Below are 23,070 nucleotides of genomic sequence, written 5' to 3' on the forward strand. Positions count from 1 at the left end.
TCCGCCGCTTCGCGCCCGCCCCGCAATGCAACCATTTGCGCGTCCGTCCATTTTCCGACACCGCCCGTCGCGCTGCAACGGCCCTTGAAATCGACAAGATTTTATTATCCGGCTAAAATATTCGAGTTATTATAAGTCACCGCCATGAACATGATTCGGACCCTCGTTTCCCCTTCTGATCGCCATACGAAACAGGGCGCGCATCCTGTTTGCACGCGGGGGACGAAATGAGCGGGTCCGTCGTCCTTCTGCATCTGGCCGGCGCCGTGGCGCTGATGCTGTTTGCCACCCGCATGGTGAAGACCGGCGTTGAACGCGCCTATGGCGACGTGCTGCGCCATCGCCTGCGCGCCACCATGCGCAATCCGATCATGGCGGTGCTGGCCGGCACCGGTCTTGCCATCGCCCTGCAGAGCTCCACCGCCGTCACGCTGCTGGTCGGCTCCTTCGCCGGCTCTGGCATCGTCTCTGGCGCCGCGGGTCAATTGGCAGTGCGCGGAGCCGAGATCGGCTCGGCGCTTGTGGTCAAGCTGCTGACCTTCGATCTCACCTTGCTGGTGCCGCTGTGCCTGATTACCGGCACAGTGATGTTCATGGCCACCGAGCGGCGCGACTGGCGCCAGTCCGGCCGCATCCTCGTCGGCATCGGCCTCCTTATCCTGTCGCTGGAGATGATCGGCCAGGCGTCCGAGCCGCTGCGCAACAGCCAGCTCATGCCGGTCATCATCAACTACTTCTCGACCGATTCCATCACCGCCTATCTGCTGGCGGCACTGATCACCTGGCTGTTCCAGTCGAGCATCGCGGCGGTGCTGTTGATGGCGACGCTGGCAGGCCGTGGCCTGATCACGCCCGAACTCGGCGTCGTTCTCATCCTCGGCGTCAATCTCGGCTCCTCGATCATCGCGCCGATGCTGACCCGCTCGTCGAGCCCCGAAGTGCGCGTCGTGCCGATCGGCAATCTCCTGATGCGCGGGCTTGGCTCGCTGGTCATGCTGATCCTGGTCATGATCTTCAGGCCGCACTTCGCCTTTCTCGGTTCGACGGCGGCGGACCAGATCGTCAATGCCCACATCCTGTTCAATGTGCTGATCCTGCTCGCCGGCCTGCCGCTGGCAGGGTTCGTCTACCGCGCTTCGGAGAAGATCGTCGCACTTGGCACCAAGCCCGTGCCGGCCGCCTCGCTTGACGTCGTCGAGCTGTCCGCGCTCAACGAAAGCGCGCTCGACGTGCCGAGCCAGGCGCTGGCCAATGCCACCCGCGAGGTGGTGCGGGTCTGCGAGACGATAGAGATCATGCTCAAGCGCATCATCGAACTCTATGAAAGTGCCGATGCCGACAAGATCAAAGCGCTGGCCGCACTCGACGACCGCGTCGACCGCAAGCACGCCGCGATCAAGCTCTACCTCGCCAAGTTGACCAGGAACCCCCTGACCGAGGGCGAGGCGCTGCGCTGCCAGGAACTGATCGGCGCCTGCGTCAAGCTCGAGCAGGTCGGCGACATCATCGTGCGCAACATGCTGGTGCATGTGAAGAAGAAATTCGAGCGCGGGCTGGAATTCACCGACGAGGGCTGGGCCGAGCTGTGCGCCTTCCATGGCTCGGTGCTGGCCAATGCGCGGCTTGCCTTCAACGTTCTGGTGTCGCGCGATCCCGAGACCGCCCGCCAGTTGGTGCTGGAAAAAGACCGGCTTCGCGATCGCGAAAAGGAAACCAGCGCCAGCCATTTTGTTCGCCTGCGCGACGGCACCGCCAAGAGCGTCGAGACCAGTTCGATCCATCTCGACACCATCCGCGACCTGAAGCAGATCAATTCGCTGCTGGCCTCGATGGCATATCCGGTGCTTGAAGAGCGCGGCCTGCTCACTGGGTCACGGCTCAAGGCGAGCTGATTCACGGACACCATCAAGCACCGTCTTCGTTTCGGCGGCAAAATATCTTTGCTCTGGTTCCTCCAGTCGGGATAAAGGTCCATTGGCCCAGCCTTTCGGAGGAAATCGATGGACACCCATTCGCGCAGTTTCGCCAAGGCGCTCTCCTGGCGGGTGACCGGCACCATCGACACGATCATCATTTCACTCGTCGTGACAGGAAGCATCAAGCTCGCCGCGACCATCGGCCTGACCGAGGTCGTCACCAAATCGCTGCTCTATTATTTCCACGAACGGGCATGGCTGAGGATTCCCTACGGGCGCAAGACCGCGGCATAGCGACCTCGGCGCACGACCGAGCCCGGTGAGCCCTCGCCCGGCCGTCGCGCACGCAGGTGACGCACGAGAACTCGATCAAGAAAACCTAAACCGGCGCCAACAATTTCTGGATTGCCTGCTACGCCCATCCGTGGTTTGAGGCGCTTTGCTCAGGATCCCTTTCCCGCTATGTCGCTTCCGCTCATCGCCCTGTTCATTGCCGCCTTTGCCTTCGGCACCACCGAATTCGTCATCGCGGGCGTGCTGCCGCAGGTGGCGCAAGGGCTTGGCGTCTCAGTTCCCTCCGCCGGCTATCTCGTCTCCGGCTATGCCGGCGGCATCGCCATTGGCGGCCCGCTGCTGGCGCTCGCCACCAAGTCGCTGTCGCGCAAGAGCTTGCTGCTCGGCCTCGCCATCGCCTTCACCATCGGCCAGGCGGCTTGTGCGCTGGCGCCCGACTTCACCTCGATGCTTCTGTTGCGCATTGCCGTGGCGGTCGCGCATGGCGCCTATTTCGGCGTCGCCATGGTTGTCGCCGTCGGTCTTGTGCGCGAGGACCAGCGCGGCATGGCGGTTGCCGTCATCCTGTCCGGCCTCACCGTCTCCAACGTCATCGGCGTGCCCGCCGGCACCGCGATCGGGAACATCTGGGGCTGGCGCGCGACCTTCTGGGTGATGTGCGCGCTGGGCGTGGCGGCAACGCTTGCGATGGCGGCATTGTTGCCGCGCACCACCGGCTCATCGGCCAAGCCCGCGGGTCTGGCCCGCGAGGTCCGTGTGCTGGCCCGCCAGCAGGTCTGGACCTCGCTGATCCTGATGCTGATGCTGATGATCGGCCAGTTCGGCCTGTTCACCTACATTACCCCGACACTGCTGGAGGTCACCGGGCTCGACGAGAACCTGGTGCCGTGGGTGCTGCTTCTCAATGGCGTCGGTGCGACGCTCGGAGTCTTCCTTGGCGGCAAGCTCTCCGACTGGAAGCTGATGCCGTCATTGATCACCATGCTGGCCCTGCAGGCGGCGACGCTGGCCGTCATCTATGCCGTCAGCCCCTATCCCCTGCCGATGGTTGTCGCGATCGTCATCTGGGGTGGTCTCAACTTCGCCATCGGCACACCGATCCAGACCCGCATCCTAGCCTGGACGGCCGACGCCTCGAACCTCGCTTCCTCGCTCATTCCATCCGGCTTCAATGTCGGCATCGCGCTTGCCGCCTCGCTGGGCGCCGCCATGCTGAACAGCGGCTATGGCTATCGCAGCCTGCCATTGCTCGGCGTCATCGCCATGCTGGTCGCCGTCGCGGTGGCGCTCGCCTCTTATGTCTGGGAAGGGCGCAGCAACGCCACGCCGCCGCTGACGGCCCCGGCCGAATAGACCACGAAACAAAACCTTCACCCGCGCCAGCGCAGCAGGCGCATGGCGTTGGCAGTGACCAGCACGGTGGCGCCGGTATCGGCCAGGATCGCCGGCCACAGGCCGGTGATGCCTAAAATGGTGGTGACCAGGAACACTACCTTCAGCCCGAGCGCCACGCTGATGTTCTGGCCGATATTGGCCATCACCGCCCGCGACAGCTTCACCATGCGCACGACGTCCATGACGCGGCCGTGCAGGATCGCCGCGTCGGCCGTCTCCAGCGCCACATCGGTGCCGCCACCCATGGCGATGCCGATATCGGCGGCGGCGAGCGCCGGCGCGTCGTTGATGCCGTCGCCGACCTTGACCACCTTGAACCCCTCGCGCTGCAATTCGCCGACCATGCGCTGCTTGTCCTGCGGCAACAACTCCGCCCGCGCCTCGATGCCGAGCGAAGCGGCGATGGCTTGCGCCGTGCGGCGGTTGTCGCCGGTCAGCATCACCGCCCGGATGCCCTCAGCTTTCAGCGCCGCGATCCCGGCCGCTGCATCCGGCCGCGGCTCGTCGCGCATGGCGATCAGCCCGGCCACCACGCCATCGGCCACCAGCACCGACACGGTCTTGCCCTGGCCATTAAGGCTGTCGACGGCAAGGCGCTGCGCCTCGGTCATGTCGGCGCGTTCGCCCGCCGTCTGGCCGGAGCCGAGGAAGACGGCCACGCCGCCAACACTGCCCTCGACACCCTTGCCCGAGATCGCCTTGGCCGCCAGGGCCGGCGGCACCGGCGCCTTGTAGGTCTTGGCCCTGTCGAGGATCGCCATGGCCAGTGGATGGCTGGAGCCCTGCTCCAGCGCCGCCGCCAGCGACAGCACGGTGCGTTCTTCGCGGCCATAGCCCACGATGTCGGTGACCACGGACTTGCCCGCCGTCAGCGTGCCGGTCTTGTCGAAGGCCACAGCCGTGATCCGGCGAAAGCCTTCCAGCACGGCACCACCCTTCATCAACAGGCCGCGCCGCGCGCCGGTCGCAAGGCCAGCGGCGATTGCTGCCGGCGTCGAGATGACCAGCGCGCAGGGGCAACCGATCAGCAGGATCGCCAGGCCCTTGTAGATCCATTCATTCCAGTCGCCCCCGGCAAGCAGCGGCGGCAGCAGCGCCACCAGCGCGCCGACCGCCAGCACAGCCGGCGTATAGTATCGCGAAAAACGGTCGATGAAACGCTCGGTCGGCGCCTTGGCCTCCTGTGCCTCCTCCACCAGCCGCACAATTCGGGCGATGGTGTTGTCGGAAGCGGCAGCCGTCACCCGCACCTTGAGCACGCCGTCGGTGCTGATCGTGCCGGCGAAGACGGCGTCCGCAACGCCCTTGCGCTTCGGCGTGCTCTCGCCGGTCACCGGCGCCTCGTCGATATCACCAGCCCCCTCGACAATCTCGCCATCGGCCGGAATGCGGTCGCCCGGCCGCACCACGATGACATCGCCGACCGCAAGGTCTTCGGCGGGGACCTCTGATGTGCCGCCCGCCCGCTCGACCAGCGCTGTCTTCGGCACCAGATCGGCAAGTCCCTGGATGCTCGCCCGCGCCCGGCCGGCGGCGACACCTTCCAGAAGCTCGCCGATCAGGAACAGCACCACAACGGCGGCTGCCTCTTCCGTGGCGCCGATCATCACAGCGCCTATCGCCGCGATGGTCATCAGCATCTCGATCGAAAACGGCGTGCCGGCCAATGGCGCCATCAGCGCACGCCGCGCGATCGGCACCAGGCCGACCAGCAAAGCGGCCAGGAACACCCAGCGCTGGGCCACTGGGAACAGATGGCCGATGCCGTAGGCGGCAACAAGCGCCGCCGCGCAAGCCAGCGTCAGCACTGCCCGGCGGGAGCGCCACCACGCCTGCCCCGGCTCGGCATGGCTATGGAGATGAGATAACCCGGCAGCCTCGTTGGCGACCTTTTCGCCGCCATGCTCATGATCGTCGCCGGCATGATCGTGACCCTCGTGGCCATGGTCAGCATGTTCATGCACAGAGGCTGCCGGTGATGCGCGCCCGTCGGTCCTGGCTTCCGCTCTGACGATGCCGTAGCCAAGCCGTGCCACCTGTTGCAGCACTTTGTCCTCCGGCAGTGCGCCGCCGTGGCTGACCCTCATGCTGGCGCCGGTCACCGAAACCGAGACATCGGCGACGCCCTCGATGCGGCGCACCGCCGTATCGATCTTGGCCGCGCAGGAGGCGCAGTCCATGCCGCCGATCTTGAACCGTGTCTGCCTGAGGGGAGCCGTCATCACATCACCTGTCTGTCTTGCCCGCGCGGCGTCGCCGCATGGGTCTTGAATGCTGATGTCAGGCACTGTAATTGCTCTAGTCACTAGAGCTTCAAGAGGCAAAATTCATGTTTTCGATCGGTGATCTCTCACGCCGCACCGGGGTCAAGGTGCCGACCATCCGCTACTACGAGCAGATGGGCCTTGTTGCCGCACCCGAGCGCTCGGAAGGCAACCAGCGCCGCTATTCCAGGCAGGAGCTGGAGCGGCTGGCCTTCATCCGCCACGCCCGCGACCTCGGCTTCGCCGTTGAGGACATCCGCTCGCTGATCGAACTGAGCGGTCATCCCGAGCAGCCCTGCGGCCACGCCGACAAGATCGCCGAGGAGCAACTGATCTCGGTGCGGGAAAAGATCGCCCAGTTGAAGCGGCTGGAGGCCGAACTCGAACGCATCGCCACCTGCTGCAATGGCAAGACGGTCGGCGACTGCTACGTCATCCGCGCTCTGTCCGACCACGCGCTGTGCGCTGACGAGCATGGCTGACACTCCAATAGGGTCTCCGCGCGGACCGTGAGCCAGGAGCAGGAATGACCATGACTGTGAGCGATTTCGGCTTGACCTGCGGCATCCTGCCGAAGGGCGCCAGCAATGCGATCACCGACGTGCCTGGCGTCCGTGTCGGTCACTGCACGCTGCGCAACGGCGACATCAACACTGGCGTGACCGCGATCCTGCCACATGGCGGCAACATGTTTCGCAACAAGGTGACCGCAGCCAGCCATGTCATCAACGGCTTCGGCAAGACGGTCGGCCTGACGCAGGTTCAGGAACTCGGCACCATCGAAACGCCGATCCTCCTGACCAACACGCTCTCGGTCGGCACCTGCGCAACGGCGCTGATACGGGACGCCATCCGCCTGAACCCGGACATCGGTCGCTCGACCGGCACCGTCAACCCAGTGGTCGGCGAGTGCAATGACGGGCCGCTGAACGACATCCAGGCACTGGCGATATCAGAGGAACACGCGCTTGCGGCGCTGGCGGATGCGCATCAAGGCGCGGTCGAACAGGGCAATGTCGGTGCCGGAACGGGAATGAGCTGCTTCGGCTTCAAGGGCGGCATTGGTTCGGCGTCGAGAAAGATCGCCCTCGGCGGCGAACACCACCTTGGCGTTCTCGTTCTGTCGAATTTCGGCAAGCCCGGAGACCTCGTGCTGCCCGATGGGCGCAGGCCCGATCCCGGGCAACCGGATCAGGCCGAACGCGGCTCGATCATGATCGTGCTGGCAACCGATGTGCCTCTCGAACACCGCCAGCTCGAGCGCGTGGCGCGCCGCGCCGGAGCAGGCATAGCAAGGCTCGGTTCCTTCTGGGGCCATGGCAGCGGCGACATAGCCATCGCCTTCAACACCGGCAACATGGTCGATCACGACGAAGCCCGCGATCTGGTGCCGCTCCTCACCCTCAACGAAGCGCGCATCGATATCCTTTTCCGGGCAGCGGTGGAGGCCACGCAGGAAGCCGTGCTGAACTCCATGCTGTCCGCCCAGGCCTTCATGGGCAGGGCTGGCACGCGTCGCACGTCGCTCGCCGACTGGCTGCGCGATCAGGCCGAAAAGCGATAGGCGGCCTACAGCGCTATCCGGAACCGCAAACTCTCCACCCCGCCGTAGGCGGCATCCTCGAAGAAGCGTTCGACGAGCTTGCCGCCATTGGCCAGGATCACCCTGTGTGATGCCGGATTGCCCGGCTTGGCGGTGATCTCGACATAGGGCAGGCCGACGGCCCTCGCCTCGTCCAGCATCAGCCGCAGCGCCTCGGTGGCGTAGCCGCGCCGCCGCTTCCACGGCACCACCGCATAGCCGATATGGCCAAGCACATGCGGCGGCAGCTCAGCCGTGCCCTTCTGCCAGCGAAAGCCGATCGAGCCCGACGCCTCGCCGTCCCAGATCCAGCGGCGGAAGCCCGGCAGGCGCGGCACCTCCCGGCCGTCGGACAAGCTGATCGGAGCGCCTTTGGCCTGGGGATCATCGAGGTCGGCGAGAAAGGCCACGGGATCCCTTTCGATGGCCGCGAGTTGCTCGCGCGTCGCCTCCATCAGCCGCACATTGTCCGGCAACCAGCCGCGTTCGAGCGCCGCTTTGTAGGACGGCAGATGTTCGAGCGCGGGTTTGACGATTTCGATCATGGTGCACCGGCGGAGACGCGACACCGGCAAGTTAGCATCCCTGCCTGGGAAGGCACGGTCCACCAAAGCGCAGTCTCTTACGACAAGGGCCGCGCTCCCATCACTGGAAACACGGCCCTGGCGTTGGGTCCTTGGGAGAGGACCGGCGATCCGGCGCGGCCGCGCCGGAGCACCTTTAGCGATCTCAGGCGATGTCGAAGCGGTCGGCGTTCATCACCTTGGTCCATGCCGCGACGAAATCCCTGGTGAATTTCGCCTGGGCGTCCGCCGACCCGTAGACCTCGGTAAGTGCGCGCAATTGGGCGTGCGAGCCGAAGATCAGGTCGGCACGAGTGCCGGTCCACTTGACCGTCTGGGTCTTGCGGTCACGCGCCTCGTACACCTCTTCCGAACCTGGAACAGAGCCGGGGGCAGGATCCCAGACCGTATTCATGCTGAGCAGGTTGACGAAGAAGTCGTTGGTCAACGTCCCCGGCCGGTCGGTGAACACGCCGTGCTTTGACTTGGCCGTGTTGGCGCCGAGCACGCGCAGACCGCCGACCAGCACCGTCATCTCCGGCGCCGTCAGCGACAGCAATTGCGCCCGGTCAACCAGCATGGCCTCGACCGGCATCGGCTGCTTGCCCCTGACATAGTTGCGGAAACCATCGACTTTCGGCTCGAGCGCCGCAAAGGAATGGACATCCGTCTGTTCCTGTGAAGCATCCATGCGGCCCGGCGTGAACGGCACCTTGGCCTCGTGGCCGCCGTCCTTCGCCGCCTTCTCGACCGCGGCGACACCGCCGAGAACGATGAGATCGGCCAGCGAGATCTTTTTCCCGCCAGTCTGTGCCGCGTTGAACTCCTCCTGGATGGCCTCCAGCTTCGCCAGCACCTTCGACAGTTCCGCCGGCTGGTTGACCTCCCAATCCTTCTGCGGTGCCAGTCGGATACGTGCACCGTTGGCACCACCGCGCTTGTCGGAATTGCGGAACGTCGAGGCCGAGGCCCACGCCGTCGAGACCAGTTCCGAGACCGACAGGCCCGATGCCAGGATCTTCGCCTTCAGCGACGCAATGTCCTGCTCTCCGACCAGTTCGTGGTCGACCGCCGGGATCGGGTCCTGCCAGATCAGCTCTTCCTTCGGCACGAGCGGGCCGAGATAGCGAACGACCGGACCCATGTCGCGATGGGTCAGCTTGTACCAGGCGCGGGCAAACGCGTCGGCGAACTGGTCCGGATGCTCATGGAAGCGCCGCGAAATCTTTTCATAGGCCGGATCGACCCGCAGTGCGAGATCGGTGGTCAGCATGGCAGGTGCGCGGCGCTTGGACGGATCGTGGGCATCCGGCACGGTCCCGGCGCCGGCGCCGCCCTTCGGCGTCCACTGATGCGCGCCCGCCGGGCTCGTGGTCAGTTCCCATTCGAAGTTGAACAGATTGTCGAAGAAGTTGTTGCTCCACTTGGTCGGCGTCGTGGTCCAGGTCACCTCGAGGCCCGAGGTGATGGCATCGCCTGCGATGCCCGTGGCATGCTTGCTCGACCAGCCGAGGCCCTGCGCTTCGATGCCGGCGCCTTCCGGCTCCGCACCCACCAGCGAGGCATCGCCGGCGCCGTGGGTTTTGCCGAAGGTGTGGCCGCCGGCGATCAGCGCCACGGTCTCCTCATCGTTCATGGCCATGCGACCGAACGTCTCGCGAATGTCGCGTGCCGAGGCCAGCGGATCCGGCTTGCCGTTCGGCCCTTCCGGATTGACATAGATCAGCCCCATCTGGACGGCGCCGAGATGGCCTTGGAGTTCGCGGTCGCCGGAGTAGCGCTTGTCGTCGAGCCACTTGGTTTCCGAACCCCAATCGACGTCCTGTTCGGGTTCCCAGACGTCGGCGCGGCCGCCAGCGAAACCGAAGGTCTTGAAGCCCATCGATTCCAGCGCGACGTTGCCGGTGAGAATCAGCAGGTCGGCCCAGGAGATCTTGCGGCCATATTTCTGCTTGACCGGCCACAGCAGCCGGCGCGCCTTGTCGAGATTGGCATTGTCCGGCCAGCTGTTGAGCGGAGCAAAACGCTGCTGGCCTGCCCCGGCGCCGCCACGGCCATCGCCGATGCGGTAAGTGCCGGCACTGTGCCAGGCCATGCGGATGAACAGCGGCCCGTAATGGCCGAAATCGGCCGGCCACCAATCCTGCGAATCCGTCATCACGTGGTGCAGGTCCTTGATCACCGCAGCGAGATCGAGCGACTTGAATTCCTCGGCATAGTCGAACTCTTCCCCCATCGGATCCGAAAGGTTCGATTGCTGATGGAGAACGCCAAGATCGAGTTGATTGGGCCACCAGTCACGGTTGCTCCTGCTGGAGGATCCGTGTGCAACGGGGCATTTGCCGGCGCTGGGATCATCGGTCTGTGCGTCCATGTTCTTCTCCGATCGTGGCTGTGTTGAGCTGTTCAACTGCTGCGTGAACAGGGACACAAAAATGTCCCTGCAGGCGGTCCGTTTCATGGCTGGCGCGATGACCATATGCCCGATACGCGACCGAATATGTTGGATGTCCTGTTGCTGCGGGCATGCGCCTCACCAGGCGGTCCCGGCTGCTCCTCATCTTCGTTGCGACTCCTATAGCAAAGCCGCTTGATTAATTTAAGTTGGATTTCCTGATTACAGCGATAAGATGACATTATGACAAACCTGACGCTGAAGCAGTTGCGTTATTTCGAGGCGCTGGCCCGACACAATCATTTCGGCCGCGCCGCCGATGCCTGCGCGATCTCGCAGCCCGCCATCTCGGTGCAGATCCGGGAGTTGGAGGAAACGCTAGGCACGGAGCTTTTCCAAAGAGGCCCACGCCAGGTCCGGCTGACCAATTTCGGCGAGGAATTCGCCTTGCGCGTTCGCGACATCCTGCGCTCGGTGGATGAGCTGACGGATCTGGCCCGCGCCTCGCGCGACCGGCTGGTGGGACGGTTGCGCATCGGCGTGATCCCGACGATCGCACCCTACCTTCTGCCTGCCATCATCGGCAACCTCGCCCGCATGCATGACGGGCTCGATATCCACGTGCGCGAAACGCAGACGCAGAAGCTGATCCAGGAACTGGCCGACGGGCGGCTCGACGCGGCCATCGTTGCCTTGCCGGTGTCGGAACCCTCGCTGACGGAAATCGTGCTGTTTGCCGAGAACTTCGTGCTGGTCCGGCCCGGCGAGGATGAGGGAAAGCCGGTGCCCAACCGCGAAATGCTGCGCGAGATGCGGCTGCTCCTGCTTGAGGAGGGCCATTGTTTTCGCGATCAGGCGCTGTCGTTCTGCAATATGCATTCGGCGCGCCCAAGGGAGTTGCTTGACGGCAGCTCGCTGTCGACCCTGGTGCAGATGGTCGGCGCCGGCGTCGGCGTCACCTTGATCCCCGAAATGGCCGTGCCGGTGGAGACGCGCTCGGCGTCGGTCTCTATCGCCCACTTCGCCAACCCCCAACCTTCGCGGACCATCGGCATGATCTGGCGCAAGACAAGCCCGATCGCCAAACAGCTGCTGCTTATATCCGAAGTGGTTCGCCAAGCGGCCGAAGCATTGCGCGCGCAGCACAGTTCGGCATTGCTTGCGCAGCCTCTGAATCTACCGGCAGCGGCCCAATGAAGGCTGGCTGACCGGATCGTCAGCCTGCCGCGTGGAACCGGATTTCGCCCTTGTTCAGGAAGCAGGTCTTGTTGAACAGCGACAGGTCCAGAGGGTTCGGTAACCGCACATCGCTGATATCGGGACATGGCTTCTTCACCGGATCGTATGACCGATCAATCTGCGAGATAAAGATGAGGATCAATCCCTTGTCGCGGGCAAAGGCCTTCAGCGTGCGGACTTGCGCCATCAGATCCGGGTTTTCCCGCTTCTGATCGAGCAGTTGCAGATAGTCTATGACCACCAGCGTACCGCGCGCCGCCGCCGCCAGCATACCGACGATATAATCGGCGCTGATGGCGTCGGAATTGTCGAACACGAACCGGTCGTTGAACTGCACCGGGTCCGCCCGATGGCGCGAAACCGGTCGAGCACATCCCGCTGCGTATACTCCAGCGTGAAGAACACACCGCGATGGCCTGATTTCATGGCTTCGACCGCGAGTTCGAGGCTCATCAGCGTCTTGCCGTGGCCAGGCCGGGCGCCGACCAGGACCAGGTCGCCAGGCGCCAGTTGCGCAAACAATCTGCCGGCAGGCGCCGCCTCGGCTGCCTTGGCTGCAAACAGGCTCCAGCTGCTGAAACCTTCCTCTGCTGCAACACGATCAAGCGCTTCGTGGAGCGGAATTTTGGCCTTGCGGGACAAAAGCCTGGCTTGACGCTTCAGATGGTAGGCAGGCGCGGACAACTTCATCGCAAAACCTCCTGGTGCGAGCCGTCTTCGCAATCCCTCCTTATGCCATGCCAAACCGCATGCGGTTTGGCAGCGATGCTCGAACAGTCGGTTTGGTGATCGGAGTGCCCGGCATGAACGATGCTTTCCCGGCGGAGGGAGGAGGCGTGGGCGCGCCAGAATTAAATGATAGCTCAATCCGCAGGGAACGAAAATCGCGAATATTCAAAGATGCCGGGAAGCCCGCTGCAAGCCTGGAGCCAGCATCCCGGCGTAGGAGCGTTTGCGCGTCGACCTCCCGCGTGGCCCTTCGTGCGGGCTTGCGGAGGGCGCGCTAAACAAAGGGTGCGCTAAACAAGATGTGTTTCGCCTGATAATGCGAGACCCTTTATGATCGATTCTCGGCGGCAACACCGCAAGGAAGCGGCTTTGGCAGGAGTTGATCCAGTGCGGTTGAGATTCGTCCCTCTGGGTATCGTCCCGATCCTCAGCCTCCTCGTCGCCGTTATTGCCCTGACGGTGTCGGCTCGATCCTTTGCCGCACCTTCCGATGTTCCCGCCTGGCTGCAGGCCCATGTCGGCGACAGCGACGGTCAGATCTCACGAGTGGTGCTGGAGCGAGCCCGCGCGCTTTACCGGAAGAAGGTCGCGCAAGGTGCCATCAAGAATCCCTGTTACTTCGCTATGGATGCCACACGCCCCAGCGATCTGGGCAATGGCGTGCTTGGCCGTCGCTACTACGTCATCTGTGAAGCCAGCCAGTCGTTTCGCGCGATCTCGTCGGGCCATGGCAGCGGCCGGAATTTAAAAGGCGTCGTCGATTTTTCAAATGGCAGGCGGTGCGCGAAGAACTTCGGCAATGCGATGGATTCATCGTTGACTGCCGGCGGCGCCTATATGACCAGCGAGGCGAAAACCTCGTTCAAGGGCTATTACCGCACCGGTGCGAAACAGGACGCGGCTTTCCAGCGCACCTTCATTCAGTTCGACGGCGAAGGAGAAGCCGCCAACGCCAGGCAGCGGGTGATCGGCGGTCACGCTGCCCAGGTGCTGCACGGAATGTGCCTGCGCAAAAGCCCGAACAGCTCGCATGCCGACCATGACGGCTTCGTGCCGTTCGGCAAGCTGGTGGACTATGCCGGCGGTCGCAGCAATGGCTGCACCAGTTGGTCGCCGGCGGATGCCCAGCAGATCATCCCGATGGTCAAGGACAATCCGACAACGCTCTACATCTATCCGGAATCGCGCGACATCGCCGCGGTTGCAGCCAACCATTCACAGCCGGGCGCCTACTGGAACGCGTCCTGCCTGAAGGAAATCGGGACACCGAAATTCTGGCCGCGAAAGACCCTCGAGCCGATCATCGCCCAATACCGGAAGGATCATCCGGCACCGCCGCCACAGCCACTGCCGATCTGCGAAGCGTCTTGAAGTCCGCCCCCTGGCAGGCCGCGAACTTCAATCACCGTCGGTTTGCGCTCCCGCTCAGCGCAGAAAATCGACCACTTCCTGGATGAACTCTGCCGGATACTCGATGTTCGACAGATGGACCGCGGGCAGCACCACCAGCTTCGCGCGCCGGGCACCGCCGCGGCAATCATCTCACTGTGGCTGGCTGCTGTCACCGTGTCGTGCTGACCGGCGATCACCAGCGTCGGCCGGTGTATCAGTGCTACGGTGCGGCGAAGATCCGCGTCGCGAACCGCCGCGAACAGACCCGCCAGGCCCTGCCGGTCGATAGCCAGCAGCATGGTGCGAAAGTCTTCGACCACGGGCTCGCTGGCGGCAACCATCGATGCGGGGAACCAGTTGCTGCAGCGTGGTGCCGATGGAATTCGACAGCACCAGCACCGGCTTGCTTGCCTCCCCGTCGAGGTGGAAATCGGTCGTTAATGACCGGCCGAGCAATGCCAGGACCTCTCGGGTCCCGTCCAGCGATCACTTCTTGACATACGCTCCGGGCTGGCGGCCGCTCTTCGGAGCCTTGGCGTCCTTTGAACGCTCCGCGATAGCGGGGCCGGCCCCGGACGTCTTTTCGGGTGCGGCGCTCGGCGTGCCTTGCCTTGGCGGGTTTTGTCCGTCCGACTGGTGGGTTCGGCCTTCTACCTCATCCTTCCTGCGGGTGAGCCCCATTCCGCCGGCGGGCTTCTTGTTGGCGGCCGCATCCTGGGAAAATTCATCGGAAACGTCGGCATCGGTCTTTGCCGGATATTTCGTCGCACCGGTTTCATAGCGGGTTTCGTTCTCAGTCATGACATCTCTCCAGTTGCATGACGGATAAACATCTCGGCGGTATCCGAGTTCCAATTCCTGCACTGGATTCCGACGGACCTGGACTAGGGGAGCGCCCGGTGGGTCGTCCAAGCGACGAGATGAGAGCACCCTACTGCAGCAGCCCCTTGACGATGCCGCTCGCCTTGCCGAAATCCATCTGGCCGGCATATTTCTGTTTCAGCGCGGCGATCACCTTGCCCATGTCCTTCTGGCTGGCCGCACCCGTCGCCGCTATCGCCTCACGCGCCGCCACTGTTATCGCCGCATCGTCCAATTGGGTCGGCAGGAAGGTGCGGATGATCTCCATCTCGCCGCGCTCCTGCGCGGCCAGTTCCGGCCGTTTGCCGTCGTCGAAGGCTTTGGCGGATTCGTCGCGCTGCTTCACCATCTTGGCCAGGATCTGCAGGATCTCCTCGTCGCTGGCTGGCTCCTTGCCCGAACCGCGATTGGCGATGTCGCGGTCGTGAATGGCGGCCTGGATCAGCCGCAATGTCGGCAGCCGGTGCTTGTCCTGCGCCTTCATCGCGCTCTTCAGGGATTCGGCGATTTTGCCGCGCATGGTGCATTCTCCTTCGATCGGCGCGGACAATAGCGCCGGGGGCGAGCCAAGGCAAACCCTGATATACCGCGGCAAGCCACTGAATTTGCTAGGCGAAATAAAACATGGCGGCATATCGCATGATCATTGACCGCCCTGCCCCCTTCCCCTATGTACTGGGCCTTGCATGAACGGAAATTTGACTGCGTGGAGGCTGCGAAATCGCCGCTTCGCGCCGTTTGCCGCGCAGATGGCCCGCCGGGCCGGTTGCAGCGCGCGGCCTGATAGGAGTGCCGCATGGCCGAGATGACGCCCGCCTTGACCCCCGCATGGGCCACTGAAAAGCCAACCGCCCTTCTGGTGCTGGCCGACGGCACCGTCATCGAAGGTCGCGGCCTCGGCGCCACCGGCTCCGCTGTCGCCGAAGTCTGCTTCAACACGGCGCTGACCGGCTACCAGGAAATCCTCACTGACCCCTCCTATGCCGGCCAGATCGTCACCTTCACCTTCCCGCATATCGGAAACATCGGCACCAATGACGAGGACATCGAGGACCTCAATCCGGCCGCCCGCGCCGGCGCCGTCGGCGCCGTGTTCAAGGCCGATGTCACCAACCCGTCCAACTACCGCGCCGGCACTAGTCTCGACCAGTGGCTGAAGAAGCGCGGCGTCGTCGCCCTGTCGGGCATCGACACCCGCGCGCTCACCGCACTGATCCGTGAAAAGGGCATGCCCAACGCCGTCATCGCGCATGCGCCCGACGGCGTCTTCGACCTCGACGATCTGAAGCGCCGCGCCGCCGCATGGTCGGGACTGATCGGGCTTGACCTCGCCAAGGAGGTCACGTCGGGCCAGTCCTCCGTCTGGCGCGAGACGCCCTGGGTGTGGAACGAAGGCTTTGGCGAGCAGACCGAGCCCTCCATGCATGTCGTCGCCATCGACTATGGCGTCAAGCGCAACATATTGCGCCTGCTCGCCGGCCTCGGCGCCAAGGTCACCGTGGTGCCGGCCAAGACCGGCGCTGAAGAAATCCTCGCCATGCGGCCGGACGGCATTTTTCTCTCCAACGGTCCCGGCGACCCGGAAGCCACCGGTGACTATGCCGTACCGGTCATCCGGGATCTGTTGAAGACGGACATCCCGGTGTTCGGCATCTGCCTCGGCCACCAGATGCTGGCGCTGGCGCTCGGCGGCAAGACCGCCAAGATGCATCAGGGCCATCACGGCGCCAACCATCCGGTCAAGGACCACACCACCGGCAAGGTCGAGATCGTCTCGATGAACCACGGCTTTGCCGTCGATGCCGACTCGCTGCCATCAGGCGTCGAGGAAACCCACGTCTCGCTGTTCGACGGTTCGAACTGCGGCATCACGCTGACCGGCCGGCCGGTGTTCTCGGTCCAGCATCACCCCGAGGCTTCACCCGGCCCGCAGGATTCGCACTATCTGTTCCGCCGCTTCGTCAATTTGATCCGCGAAAATCGCGGCGAGGAATTGCTGGCTGAACGGGCTTAGTGGATCGCGCGCAAAAGCGCTGCTCAGTTCTTGGGACACGGACATGTGTAAAGACATAGACCTGCATGCCGTCGAAGACGCCGCGGATGTGGCGATCTACGAACGGAAGGCTGAGCTTAAAACCGAAACGGCCCTGCCCGCTGGGATCTTTTGCGGGGCCGGCTCACGCACGCCGAATTGGCGCAGATCAATATTCGGCATTCCAAATGAATGAATTGAGGACTGAGTCCTCGACGAGGAAGCTTTGACCCTAAGAAGGCAAATCGCGTGACTTCGACATTTGGCTGAGACCTGCCTCCGGTCGAGGGCTTCGGCCAATATCCATGGAATAACAGTCCGCTTCAGCGAATGATGGATAGTGCCACCGGCAGACCTCCAAGCAGCACGAACGCCACCCCTATGCCACCGGCCGGCCTTCGCTGGCCTCCAGGATGGCGAACCATTGCTGGCGGTCAAGGCTGATCTCCAACGCCTTGACCATAGCGGCCAGCCGTTCCGGCTTCATCGAACCCAGCACCGGCACCAATCGGGCCGGATGGCGCAGTAGCCAGGCGATCGCGACGGCAGCCAGATCGCCGACGCCGATCTCGGCGGCCACCGCAGCAAGCGCTGCCCGCACCCGCGCCTCGCGCCCCTCCTTGCCGGTGAACAGCGAGCCGCCCCCGAGCGGCGACCAGATCATCGGCGCATAGGCAAGGCGCTGCGCGTGGTCGAGGCTGCCGTCGGTCAATGCGGCCGTTTTCAGCACCGACATCTCGATCTGGTTGGTGGCGAGCGCGAACGGCAAGCGTGAGGCCAGCAGATCGAACTGCGACGGCGTGAAGTTGGAGACGCCGACCGCCCTCGCCTTGCCAGATGTGATCAGCCCGGCAAGAGTTGCCGCCGTCTCGTCGGCATCCATCAGCGGGTCGGGCCGGTGCAGCAGCAACAGGTCGATATAGTCGGTGCCGAGATTGGCGAGCGAACGCTCCACCGACGCAACAATATGGCCGGCACTGGTATCGTAGTGCTTCAGCCGGTTGTCCGGCCGGTTTGGTGACTTCAGCATGATATCGCATTTCGAGATCAGCTCGATGCTGTCGCGCTTGCCTTCCCAGCGCGCCAATCCCGCACCGAAGGCCGCTTCCACCTCGTAGTTCCCATAGATGTCGGCATGATCGAAGCTGGTCAGGCCGAGATCGACGGCGGTGCCGATCAGCCGTGCGACCTGATCGGCATCCGGGCGGGCGGCGCTGTCGAGCAGACGCGAGGCGCCGAAGACCAACCGCGACAGCGACAGTCCGTCCCGAGTCAGCGCAATGCGACTGTGACTCACACCTGTGCCCCATCTTCGGCGATGCCGCCGGCGACGTTTGTGCGCGCCGCGGGCCGCGCAACTTTCGTCACAAAGACGATGACCGCCAGCGTCAGGAAACACGCGCCGACCAAATAGGGCGCACCGCCGAAGGTCACCGGCGCGCTTGGCCCTGTGAACCATGAAAAGATCGCCGTATAGAGCAGCGGCGTGATGATCGAGGTGATCGAGAAGATCGAGGTCATCGCGCCCTGCAATTCACCCTGCGCCGAAGGCGGCACCTTGGCGGCGGCGAGGCTCCTCAGCGGCGGATCGGCCAGCGCTTCCAGACAGCCGACGACAATCACCGCATAGATCATCCACCCTTGCGACGCGAAGGCGTAGCCGAAGGCACTGGCAGCCGTGAATGTCAGGCCGATAACCGCCGTCTTCCACTCGCCAAGCCTCGGGATCACGCGCGGCAGCACCGTCGCCATGACGATCGCGCCGCACAGGCCGAAGGCGCCGAGCGAGAAGCCAATCTGCTGCTCGCTCCAGCCATAGCGGTAGTTGGAGACGAACGACCAGACCGCCGGATACATCATGTGCCCGAGCGTCATCAGGAAGAAGGTGAGCCCGATCCAGCCGATGCCATGGTATTGGCGCATCTGCAGGAGCGTGCCGACAGGGTTGGCGCGTTTCCACTCGAAGCGGCGGCGGTGCTTGTCATCGAGCGTTTCCGGTAGGAAAAACGACGCGATGAGGAAATTCACGAAGGCGAGTCCTGCGGCGAAATAGAACGGCACGCGCGGCCCGAATGTGCCGAGCAGCCCGCCCAGAACCGGCCCGATGACGAAGCCGACCCCAAATGCGATGCCGAGCAGGCCAAAATTCTTTGCCCGGTTCTCATCGTTCGAGATATCCGCGATGAAGGCTGACGTCGTCGAATAGCTGGCGCCCGAAATGCCGGCCAGCACACGCCCGATGAACAGCATCGGATAGGACCAGGCGACGGCGCAGATCAGATTGTCGACGGAGAAGGTCAGCACCGAGGCGAGCAGAATCGGCCGCCGTCCGAACCGGTCGCTCAAGCCGCCCATGATCGGTGCGAAGACGAACTGCATCGCCGCGTAGACGAAGAACAGCCAGCCGCCTTCGATCGCCGCGCCGCTGATGCTGACCCCGGTCAGTTCCCGGAGATAGGCCGGCAGCACCGGCATGATCATGCCGAAGCCGATGATGTCGAGCAGGAGCGTGGTGAAGACGAGCGCAAGGCCCCGTCTGGCGGTTTTGGGGTCGATCATGCAGGATCAAGCTCCTCTGCTCGCCCTGGGCGCAAGCGGACGCACCTTATAGGCGAGCTCGCGGCGAGGAACAATGCGGGAACAGGCCGAATCTATTTATCCTGACATCCCCTGACGGCAGCATCGCCGGCAGGTGAAGCTCGAAAACGTCTGGTCAGATCGGCCCACTCAGCGTGTTGCACTCCGACAGCTTGCCGCTCTTGTAACCACGCGCCAGCCAGGTCTGCCGCTGCTGCGAGGTGCCGTGGTTGAAGCTTTCCGGCACGACATAGCCCTGCGTCTTCTTCTGCAGCGTGTCGTCGCCGATCTGCTTGGCGGCATTCAGTGCGCTCTCGATGTCGCCCTGCTCCAATATGCCCTTCTGCGCGGTGTAGTGGGCCCACACACCGGCGAAGCAGTCGGCCTGAAGCTCGATGCGCACCGACATCTGGTTGGCCTCGACCTCACCCATGCTTTGCCGCATCTGGTTGAACTTGGACATGATACCGGTCAGGTTCTGCACATGGTGGCCGATCTCATGCGCGATCACATAGGCGCGGGCGAATTCACCCGAGGCGCCGAACTGCTGATCGAGCTGCTGGAAGAAGGTCATGTCGAGATAGACCTTGTGGTCGCCGGGACAATAGAACGGTCCGGCCGCCGCGGAGGCGAAGCCGCAGGCCGAGCGGACCTGGCCGGAAAACAGCACCAGCTTGGGATCCTCATAGGTCAACCCTTGCGACTTGAAGATGCCGGTCCAAGTGTCCTCGGTCTCGGCCAGTACGGTCGCGACGAACTGCTTCATCTCGTCATTGGCCGGTGTGCCACCGTTGTCCTGGCCGCTGTTGTCGGTGATCTGGCCGCCGCCGCCCGGCAGCAGACCGCCGTCGCCGCCACCAAGGATCGTGGAAGGATCGAAGCCGAAATACCATCCGGCCAGCACCACCAGGATGACGAGGAAGATGCTGCCGCCACCACCGGTGCGGCCGCCGATCGGAATGCGGAACTGGCCACCGCCGCCGCCGAGTCCGCCACCGCCGCTGTCGCTGCGGTCGTCCTCGATATTGTCACTCTGACGACGGCCCTTCCAGAGCATGGCAACTCCTCGTGCTGCGAACTACCCCATTGTTGCGGGGCTCAACCCAACAAACAAGTATCCCAATGGTTGCGCCAAGTCACAGCATTTTTGGGTGGCCGCAAGGCCATGAAAGCCGGTCAGCGGCTACGACGGCAAATCCTGAGGCGCACTCCATTGGCCGATTTTCTCAGGTTCGTCGCGTCGCGTGGCCGAGCGTGCAATTGTCCCCATGGCCGAGACCTTGGAAGACCGCTAGGGTCTCGTCCACGGGGGAAGCGAGGGGCGCTTGCGCCGCCACGCTCGATTCCAGCATTGCCGTCACCGACCCCGCCACTTTGCAGACACTGGAGTGCGGCGGACTGTCGATCAGCCATGCCCCGGCAGACGGCTTTCGGACCAGAACCGCTGACATCAGCCTGAGAGGCGTCTAATCTTTCTGCTTGGCGCCGGCGCTCTTGCCGTCGGAACTCTTCGAACGCTCCTCGAAACGCGCCGCACCCTTTTTCAGGGGATGGCCGGTTTCGGCCTCGGTCTTGCGCTCATCCCTCGCCGCCGCCTGTTTCAATCCCTTGGCCGCCTGCTTGCCCTTTGCGGTCGGTGCCTGTTCCACGCCCATCGCTTCCTCCCTTGCCGCGCGACTTGCGCGGGTGTCAGAAGCAACGTGCTTAGCGTGCGAGGGTTCCGGGAGGCCTGGGGAAATCCGGTGGCGGTTCGGTTCAGCGCGCCGTCATCGCCTTGCGGAAGGCTTCCAGCGTCTCGGCGCTGACATGGTGCTCGATGCCCTCGGCGTCGATGCGGGCCGTTTCGGCACTGACACCGAGCGAGCGCAAGAAAGCTTCCACCGTCTGGTGGCGGATGCGGCTTTCCTCCGCGACCTTGCGGCCGGCATCGGTCAGGAACACGCCGCGATAGGGTTTTCGCGACACCAAACCGTCGGCACACAGCCTGGTCAGCATCTTGGCCACCGTCGGTTGGGCGACCCCAAGCCGTGCGGCGATGTCGACCTGGCGCGCCTCGTTGCCGTCTTCGATCAGGTCGGCGATCAGCTCGACATAATCCTCGACCAACGCACTGCGGCGCGCTTCACGCTGCTGCCGGAAGCCCTCCGAATGAATTTCGGCGTCGAGCAGCGGCTCGCGCGGAACTGGTCTGTTCTTCAGCACCAATACGCGCTCCTCCCAGGACTATTTGCCATCCATGCTTTCATAGCACGGGCTCTGATTCTTCGGGCCGTTTATTTGCATTCCGCAACAGGTGCAACCCGGGCTTCCGATTGCGGGTTTCGCCCGATAACCGCTGGCAGAACAAAAAGCACTGACAATGAAATATAGCATATTGCATAATGTTGAGCCATGGCATAGCTTAAGGCAACGTTGTCCAGTCTCGCGGAAAGCCCTCCTTGATGTCTGAAGCCGAAGCCAAAGCCTCCCGTTCCTCATGGCGGTTCGCCAGGCCCGACGAGGACGAGCAGCCCAGCCTGCGCGAAGTCAATTCCTCCATCGCCGTGCCGAATTCGGGCGTCTGGTTCCGTCGCCTGTTCGCCTTCATGGGTCCCGGTTACATGGTCTCGGTCGGCTATATGGACCCAGGCAACTGGGCGACGGACCTCGCCGGCGGCGCGCAGTTCGGCTACACGCTGCTGTTCATCATCATGCTGTCCAACCTGATGGCAATCCTTTTGCAGGCGCTGGCGGCACGGCTCGGCATCGCCACCGGCCGCGACCTCGCCCAGGCCTGCCGCGCCTACTACCCCCGGCCGGTCAATTTCGTGCTGTGGATCGCCTGCGAACTGGCCATCATCGCCTGCGATCTGGCCGAAGTCATCGGCACCGCGATCGCGCTGCAACTTCTGTTCGGCATTCCGCTGATCGGCGGCGCCATGCTGACGGCGCTCGATGCCTTCCTCGTGCTGCTGCTGATGAACAAGGGTTTTCGCTATCTCGAAGCCTTCGTCATCGCGCTGCTGATCATCATCTTCAGCTGCTTTGCCATCCAGATCTTCGTCGCCGCCCCGCCGGCCGGCTCGATCCTGCATGCCATGTTCGTGCCGTCGTCGGAAATCGTCACCAATCCGGCGATGCTCTACATCGCCATCGGCATCATCGGCGCCACCGTCATGCCGCATAATCTCTATCTGCATTCTTCGATCGTGCAGACCCGCGCCTATGAACGTACCGACAAGGGCAAGCGCGATGCCATCAAATGGGCAACGACGGACTCGACCATCGCCCTGATGCTGGCGCTGTTCGTCAACGCCTCGATCCTGATCGTGTCTGCGGTCGCCTTCCATAACACCGGCCATCAGGATGTCGCAGAGATCGGCCAGGCCTTCGAGCTATTGTCGCCGCTTCTGGGCCTCAGCATCGCCTCGATCCTGTTCGCGGTGGCGCTGCTGGCTTCCGGCCTGAACTCGACGGTGACCGCGACGCTTGCCGGCCAGATTGTGATGGAGGGCTTCCTGCGCCTGCGCATTCCCAACTGGGCGCGCCGGCTCTTGACACGCGGCCTGGCCATCATCCCGGTGGTGATCGTCACCGCGCTCTATGGCGAGAAGGGCACCGGCCAGTTGCTGGTGTTCAGCCAGGTGATCCTGTCGATGCAACTGCCCTTCGCGGTCATTCCGCTGGTGCAGTTCGTCTCCGACAAGAAGAAGATGGGCAACCTCGCCATTCCGCGCGGCGTCGCAGCCCTTGCCTGGGTGGTCGCGGCGATCATCCTGATGCTCAACTTCAAGCTGCTCTACGACACCATGTTCGGGGTCGGCTGAGCTCCGTCCCGCCGGGAAACCGGCT

At 63.8% G+C, this 23,070-nt stretch carries 19 protein-coding genes and 2 pseudogenes; 9 read left to right on the forward strand and 12 right to left on the reverse strand.

The genetic code is table 11. From position 1 onward, the window contains the following. The first annotated feature begins 227 nt into the window (after nucleotides 1-227). From LB558_RS31560 to LB558_RS31570, 3 genes are all read left to right on the forward strand, one after another. Complete coding sequence (locus LB558_RS31560) at nucleotides 228-1,892, forward strand: Na/Pi cotransporter family protein (protein WP_224701131.1); 1,665 nt, start codon at nucleotides 228-230, stop codon at nucleotides 1,890-1,892. A 108-nt stretch (nucleotides 1,893-2,000) separates the two neighbouring features. After that, on the forward strand, nucleotides 2,001-2,210 hold the full coding sequence (locus tag LB558_RS31565; protein WP_224701133.1) for a DUF2061 domain-containing protein: 210 nt from the start codon (nucleotides 2,001-2,003) through the stop codon (nucleotides 2,208-2,210). Nucleotides 2,211-2,378: 168 nt separating this feature from the next. Beyond that, a complete protein-coding gene (locus LB558_RS31570; protein ID WP_224701134.1) occupies nucleotides 2,379-3,563 on the forward strand; it encodes an MFS transporter in 1,185 nt (394 codons plus the stop codon). 17 nt (nucleotides 3,564-3,580) lie between these two features. Here the strand turns inward: LB558_RS31570 and LB558_RS31575 are convergent, their stop codons facing one another. After that, nucleotides 3,581-5,827: a heavy metal translocating P-type ATPase gene (locus LB558_RS31575; protein ID WP_224701136.1), complete on the reverse strand. Its 2,247-nt coding sequence runs from the start codon at nucleotides 5,825-5,827 to the stop codon at nucleotides 3,581-3,583. 107 nt (nucleotides 5,828-5,934) lie between these two features. Here LB558_RS31575 and LB558_RS31580 point away from each other — a divergent pair, with 107 nt between their 5' ends. After that, a complete protein-coding gene (locus tag LB558_RS31580) occupies nucleotides 5,935-6,351 on the forward strand; it encodes a MerR family transcriptional regulator (RefSeq protein WP_224701138.1) in 417 nt (138 codons plus the stop codon). Between the two features lie 44 nt (nucleotides 6,352-6,395). After that, on the forward strand, nucleotides 6,396-7,433 hold the full coding sequence (locus LB558_RS31585) for a P1 family peptidase (protein WP_224701139.1): 1,038 nt from the start codon (nucleotides 6,396-6,398) through the stop codon (nucleotides 7,431-7,433). 5 nt (nucleotides 7,434-7,438) lie between these two features. Here LB558_RS31585 and LB558_RS31590 read toward each other — a convergent pair whose 3' ends face one another. Both LB558_RS31590 and katG read right to left on the reverse strand, forming a co-directional pair. Beyond that, a complete protein-coding gene (locus LB558_RS31590) occupies nucleotides 7,439-7,996 on the reverse strand; it encodes a GNAT family N-acetyltransferase (RefSeq protein WP_224701141.1) in 558 nt (185 codons plus the stop codon). A 184-nt stretch (nucleotides 7,997-8,180) separates the two neighbouring features. After that, the gene (gene katG, locus LB558_RS31595; protein ID WP_224701142.1) at nucleotides 8,181-10,388 is read right to left on the reverse strand and encodes a catalase/peroxidase HPI; all 2,208 of its coding nucleotides are present in this window, start codon (nucleotides 10,386-10,388) and stop codon (nucleotides 8,181-8,183) included. Nucleotides 10,389-10,652: 264 nt separating this feature from the next. Between katG and LB558_RS31600 the strand changes: the two genes are divergently transcribed. After that, complete coding sequence (locus LB558_RS31600; RefSeq protein WP_224701144.1) at nucleotides 10,653-11,606, forward strand: hydrogen peroxide-inducible genes activator; 954 nt, start codon at nucleotides 10,653-10,655, stop codon at nucleotides 11,604-11,606. Between the two features lie 19 nt (nucleotides 11,607-11,625). On the opposite strand, the pseudogene LB558_RS31605 reads toward LB558_RS31600, so the two are convergent. Continuing rightward, a pseudogene (locus tag LB558_RS31605) lies at nucleotides 11,626-12,338 on the reverse strand (DNA helicase). 426 nt (nucleotides 12,339-12,764) lie between these two features. On the opposite strand from LB558_RS31605, the gene LB558_RS31610 reads away from it, so the two are divergent. Next, a complete protein-coding gene (locus tag LB558_RS31610; protein ID WP_224701146.1) occupies nucleotides 12,765-13,748 on the forward strand; it encodes a murein L,D-transpeptidase catalytic domain family protein in 984 nt (327 codons plus the stop codon). Between the two features lie 54 nt (nucleotides 13,749-13,802). Here LB558_RS31610 and LB558_RS31615 read toward each other — a convergent pair. The 3 genes and pseudogenes from LB558_RS31615 to LB558_RS31625 form a co-directional block, all read right to left on the reverse strand. Next, a pseudogene (locus LB558_RS31615) lies at nucleotides 13,803-14,131 on the reverse strand (3-oxoadipate enol-lactonase); the annotation flags it as partial. A 124-nt stretch (nucleotides 14,132-14,255) separates the two neighbouring features. Continuing rightward, nucleotides 14,256-14,570 carry a hypothetical protein gene (locus tag LB558_RS31620; RefSeq protein ID WP_224701148.1) on the reverse strand — a complete coding sequence of 105 codons (315 nt, stop codon included), beginning with the start codon at nucleotides 14,568-14,570 and terminating at the stop codon, nucleotides 14,256-14,258. Between the two features lie 130 nt (nucleotides 14,571-14,700). Continuing rightward, nucleotides 14,701-15,150: a GatB/YqeY domain-containing protein gene (locus LB558_RS31625; RefSeq protein WP_224701150.1), complete on the reverse strand. Its 450-nt coding sequence runs from the start codon at nucleotides 15,148-15,150 to the stop codon at nucleotides 14,701-14,703. A 276-nt stretch (nucleotides 15,151-15,426) separates the two neighbouring features. On the opposite strand from LB558_RS31625, the gene carA reads away from it, so the two are divergent. Further along, the gene (gene carA, locus LB558_RS31630; RefSeq protein WP_224701152.1) at nucleotides 15,427-16,644 is read left to right on the forward strand and encodes a glutamine-hydrolyzing carbamoyl-phosphate synthase small subunit; all 1,218 of its coding nucleotides are present in this window, start codon (nucleotides 15,427-15,429) and stop codon (nucleotides 16,642-16,644) included. Nucleotides 16,645-17,041: 397 nt separating this feature from the next. Here the strand turns inward: carA and LB558_RS31635 are convergent, their stop codons facing one another. From LB558_RS31635 to mntR, 5 genes are all read right to left on the reverse strand, one after another. Continuing rightward, on the reverse strand, nucleotides 17,042-17,959 hold the full coding sequence (locus tag LB558_RS31635) for an aldo/keto reductase (RefSeq protein ID WP_224701155.1): 918 nt from the start codon (nucleotides 17,957-17,959) through the stop codon (nucleotides 17,042-17,044). Next, nucleotides 17,956-19,221, reverse strand: a complete 1,266-nt coding sequence (locus LB558_RS31640) for a TCR/Tet family MFS transporter (RefSeq protein ID WP_224701156.1) — start codon at nucleotides 19,219-19,221, stop codon at nucleotides 17,956-17,958. The genes LB558_RS31635 and LB558_RS31640 overlap by 4 nt, the downstream gene beginning before the upstream one ends. Nucleotides 19,222-19,375: 154 nt before the next feature. Beyond that, nucleotides 19,376-20,296, reverse strand: a complete 921-nt coding sequence (locus LB558_RS31645) for a neutral zinc metallopeptidase (protein ID WP_224701158.1) — start codon at nucleotides 20,294-20,296, stop codon at nucleotides 19,376-19,378. A 409-nt stretch (nucleotides 20,297-20,705) separates the two neighbouring features. Continuing rightward, a complete protein-coding gene (locus LB558_RS31650) occupies nucleotides 20,706-20,894 on the reverse strand; it encodes a hypothetical protein (RefSeq protein WP_056595353.1) in 189 nt (62 codons plus the stop codon). Nucleotides 20,895-20,994: 100 nt separating this feature from the next. After that, nucleotides 20,995-21,444 (reverse strand): manganese-binding transcriptional regulator MntR, encoded by a 450-nt coding sequence (mntR, locus tag LB558_RS31655; protein WP_224701160.1) that lies wholly within the window; start codon nucleotides 21,442-21,444, stop codon nucleotides 20,995-20,997. Between the two features lie 236 nt (nucleotides 21,445-21,680). Between mntR and LB558_RS31660 the strand changes: the two genes are divergently transcribed. Continuing rightward, on the forward strand, nucleotides 21,681-23,045 hold the full coding sequence (locus LB558_RS31660) for an Nramp family divalent metal transporter (protein WP_224701162.1): 1,365 nt from the start codon (nucleotides 21,681-21,683) through the stop codon (nucleotides 23,043-23,045). Nucleotides 23,046-23,070: the final 25 nt, after the last annotated feature.

The sequence above is a fragment of the Mesorhizobium sp. CO1-1-8 genome (assembly GCF_020164875.1).
GTDB lineage: Bacteria > Pseudomonadota > Alphaproteobacteria > Rhizobiales > Rhizobiaceae > Mesorhizobium.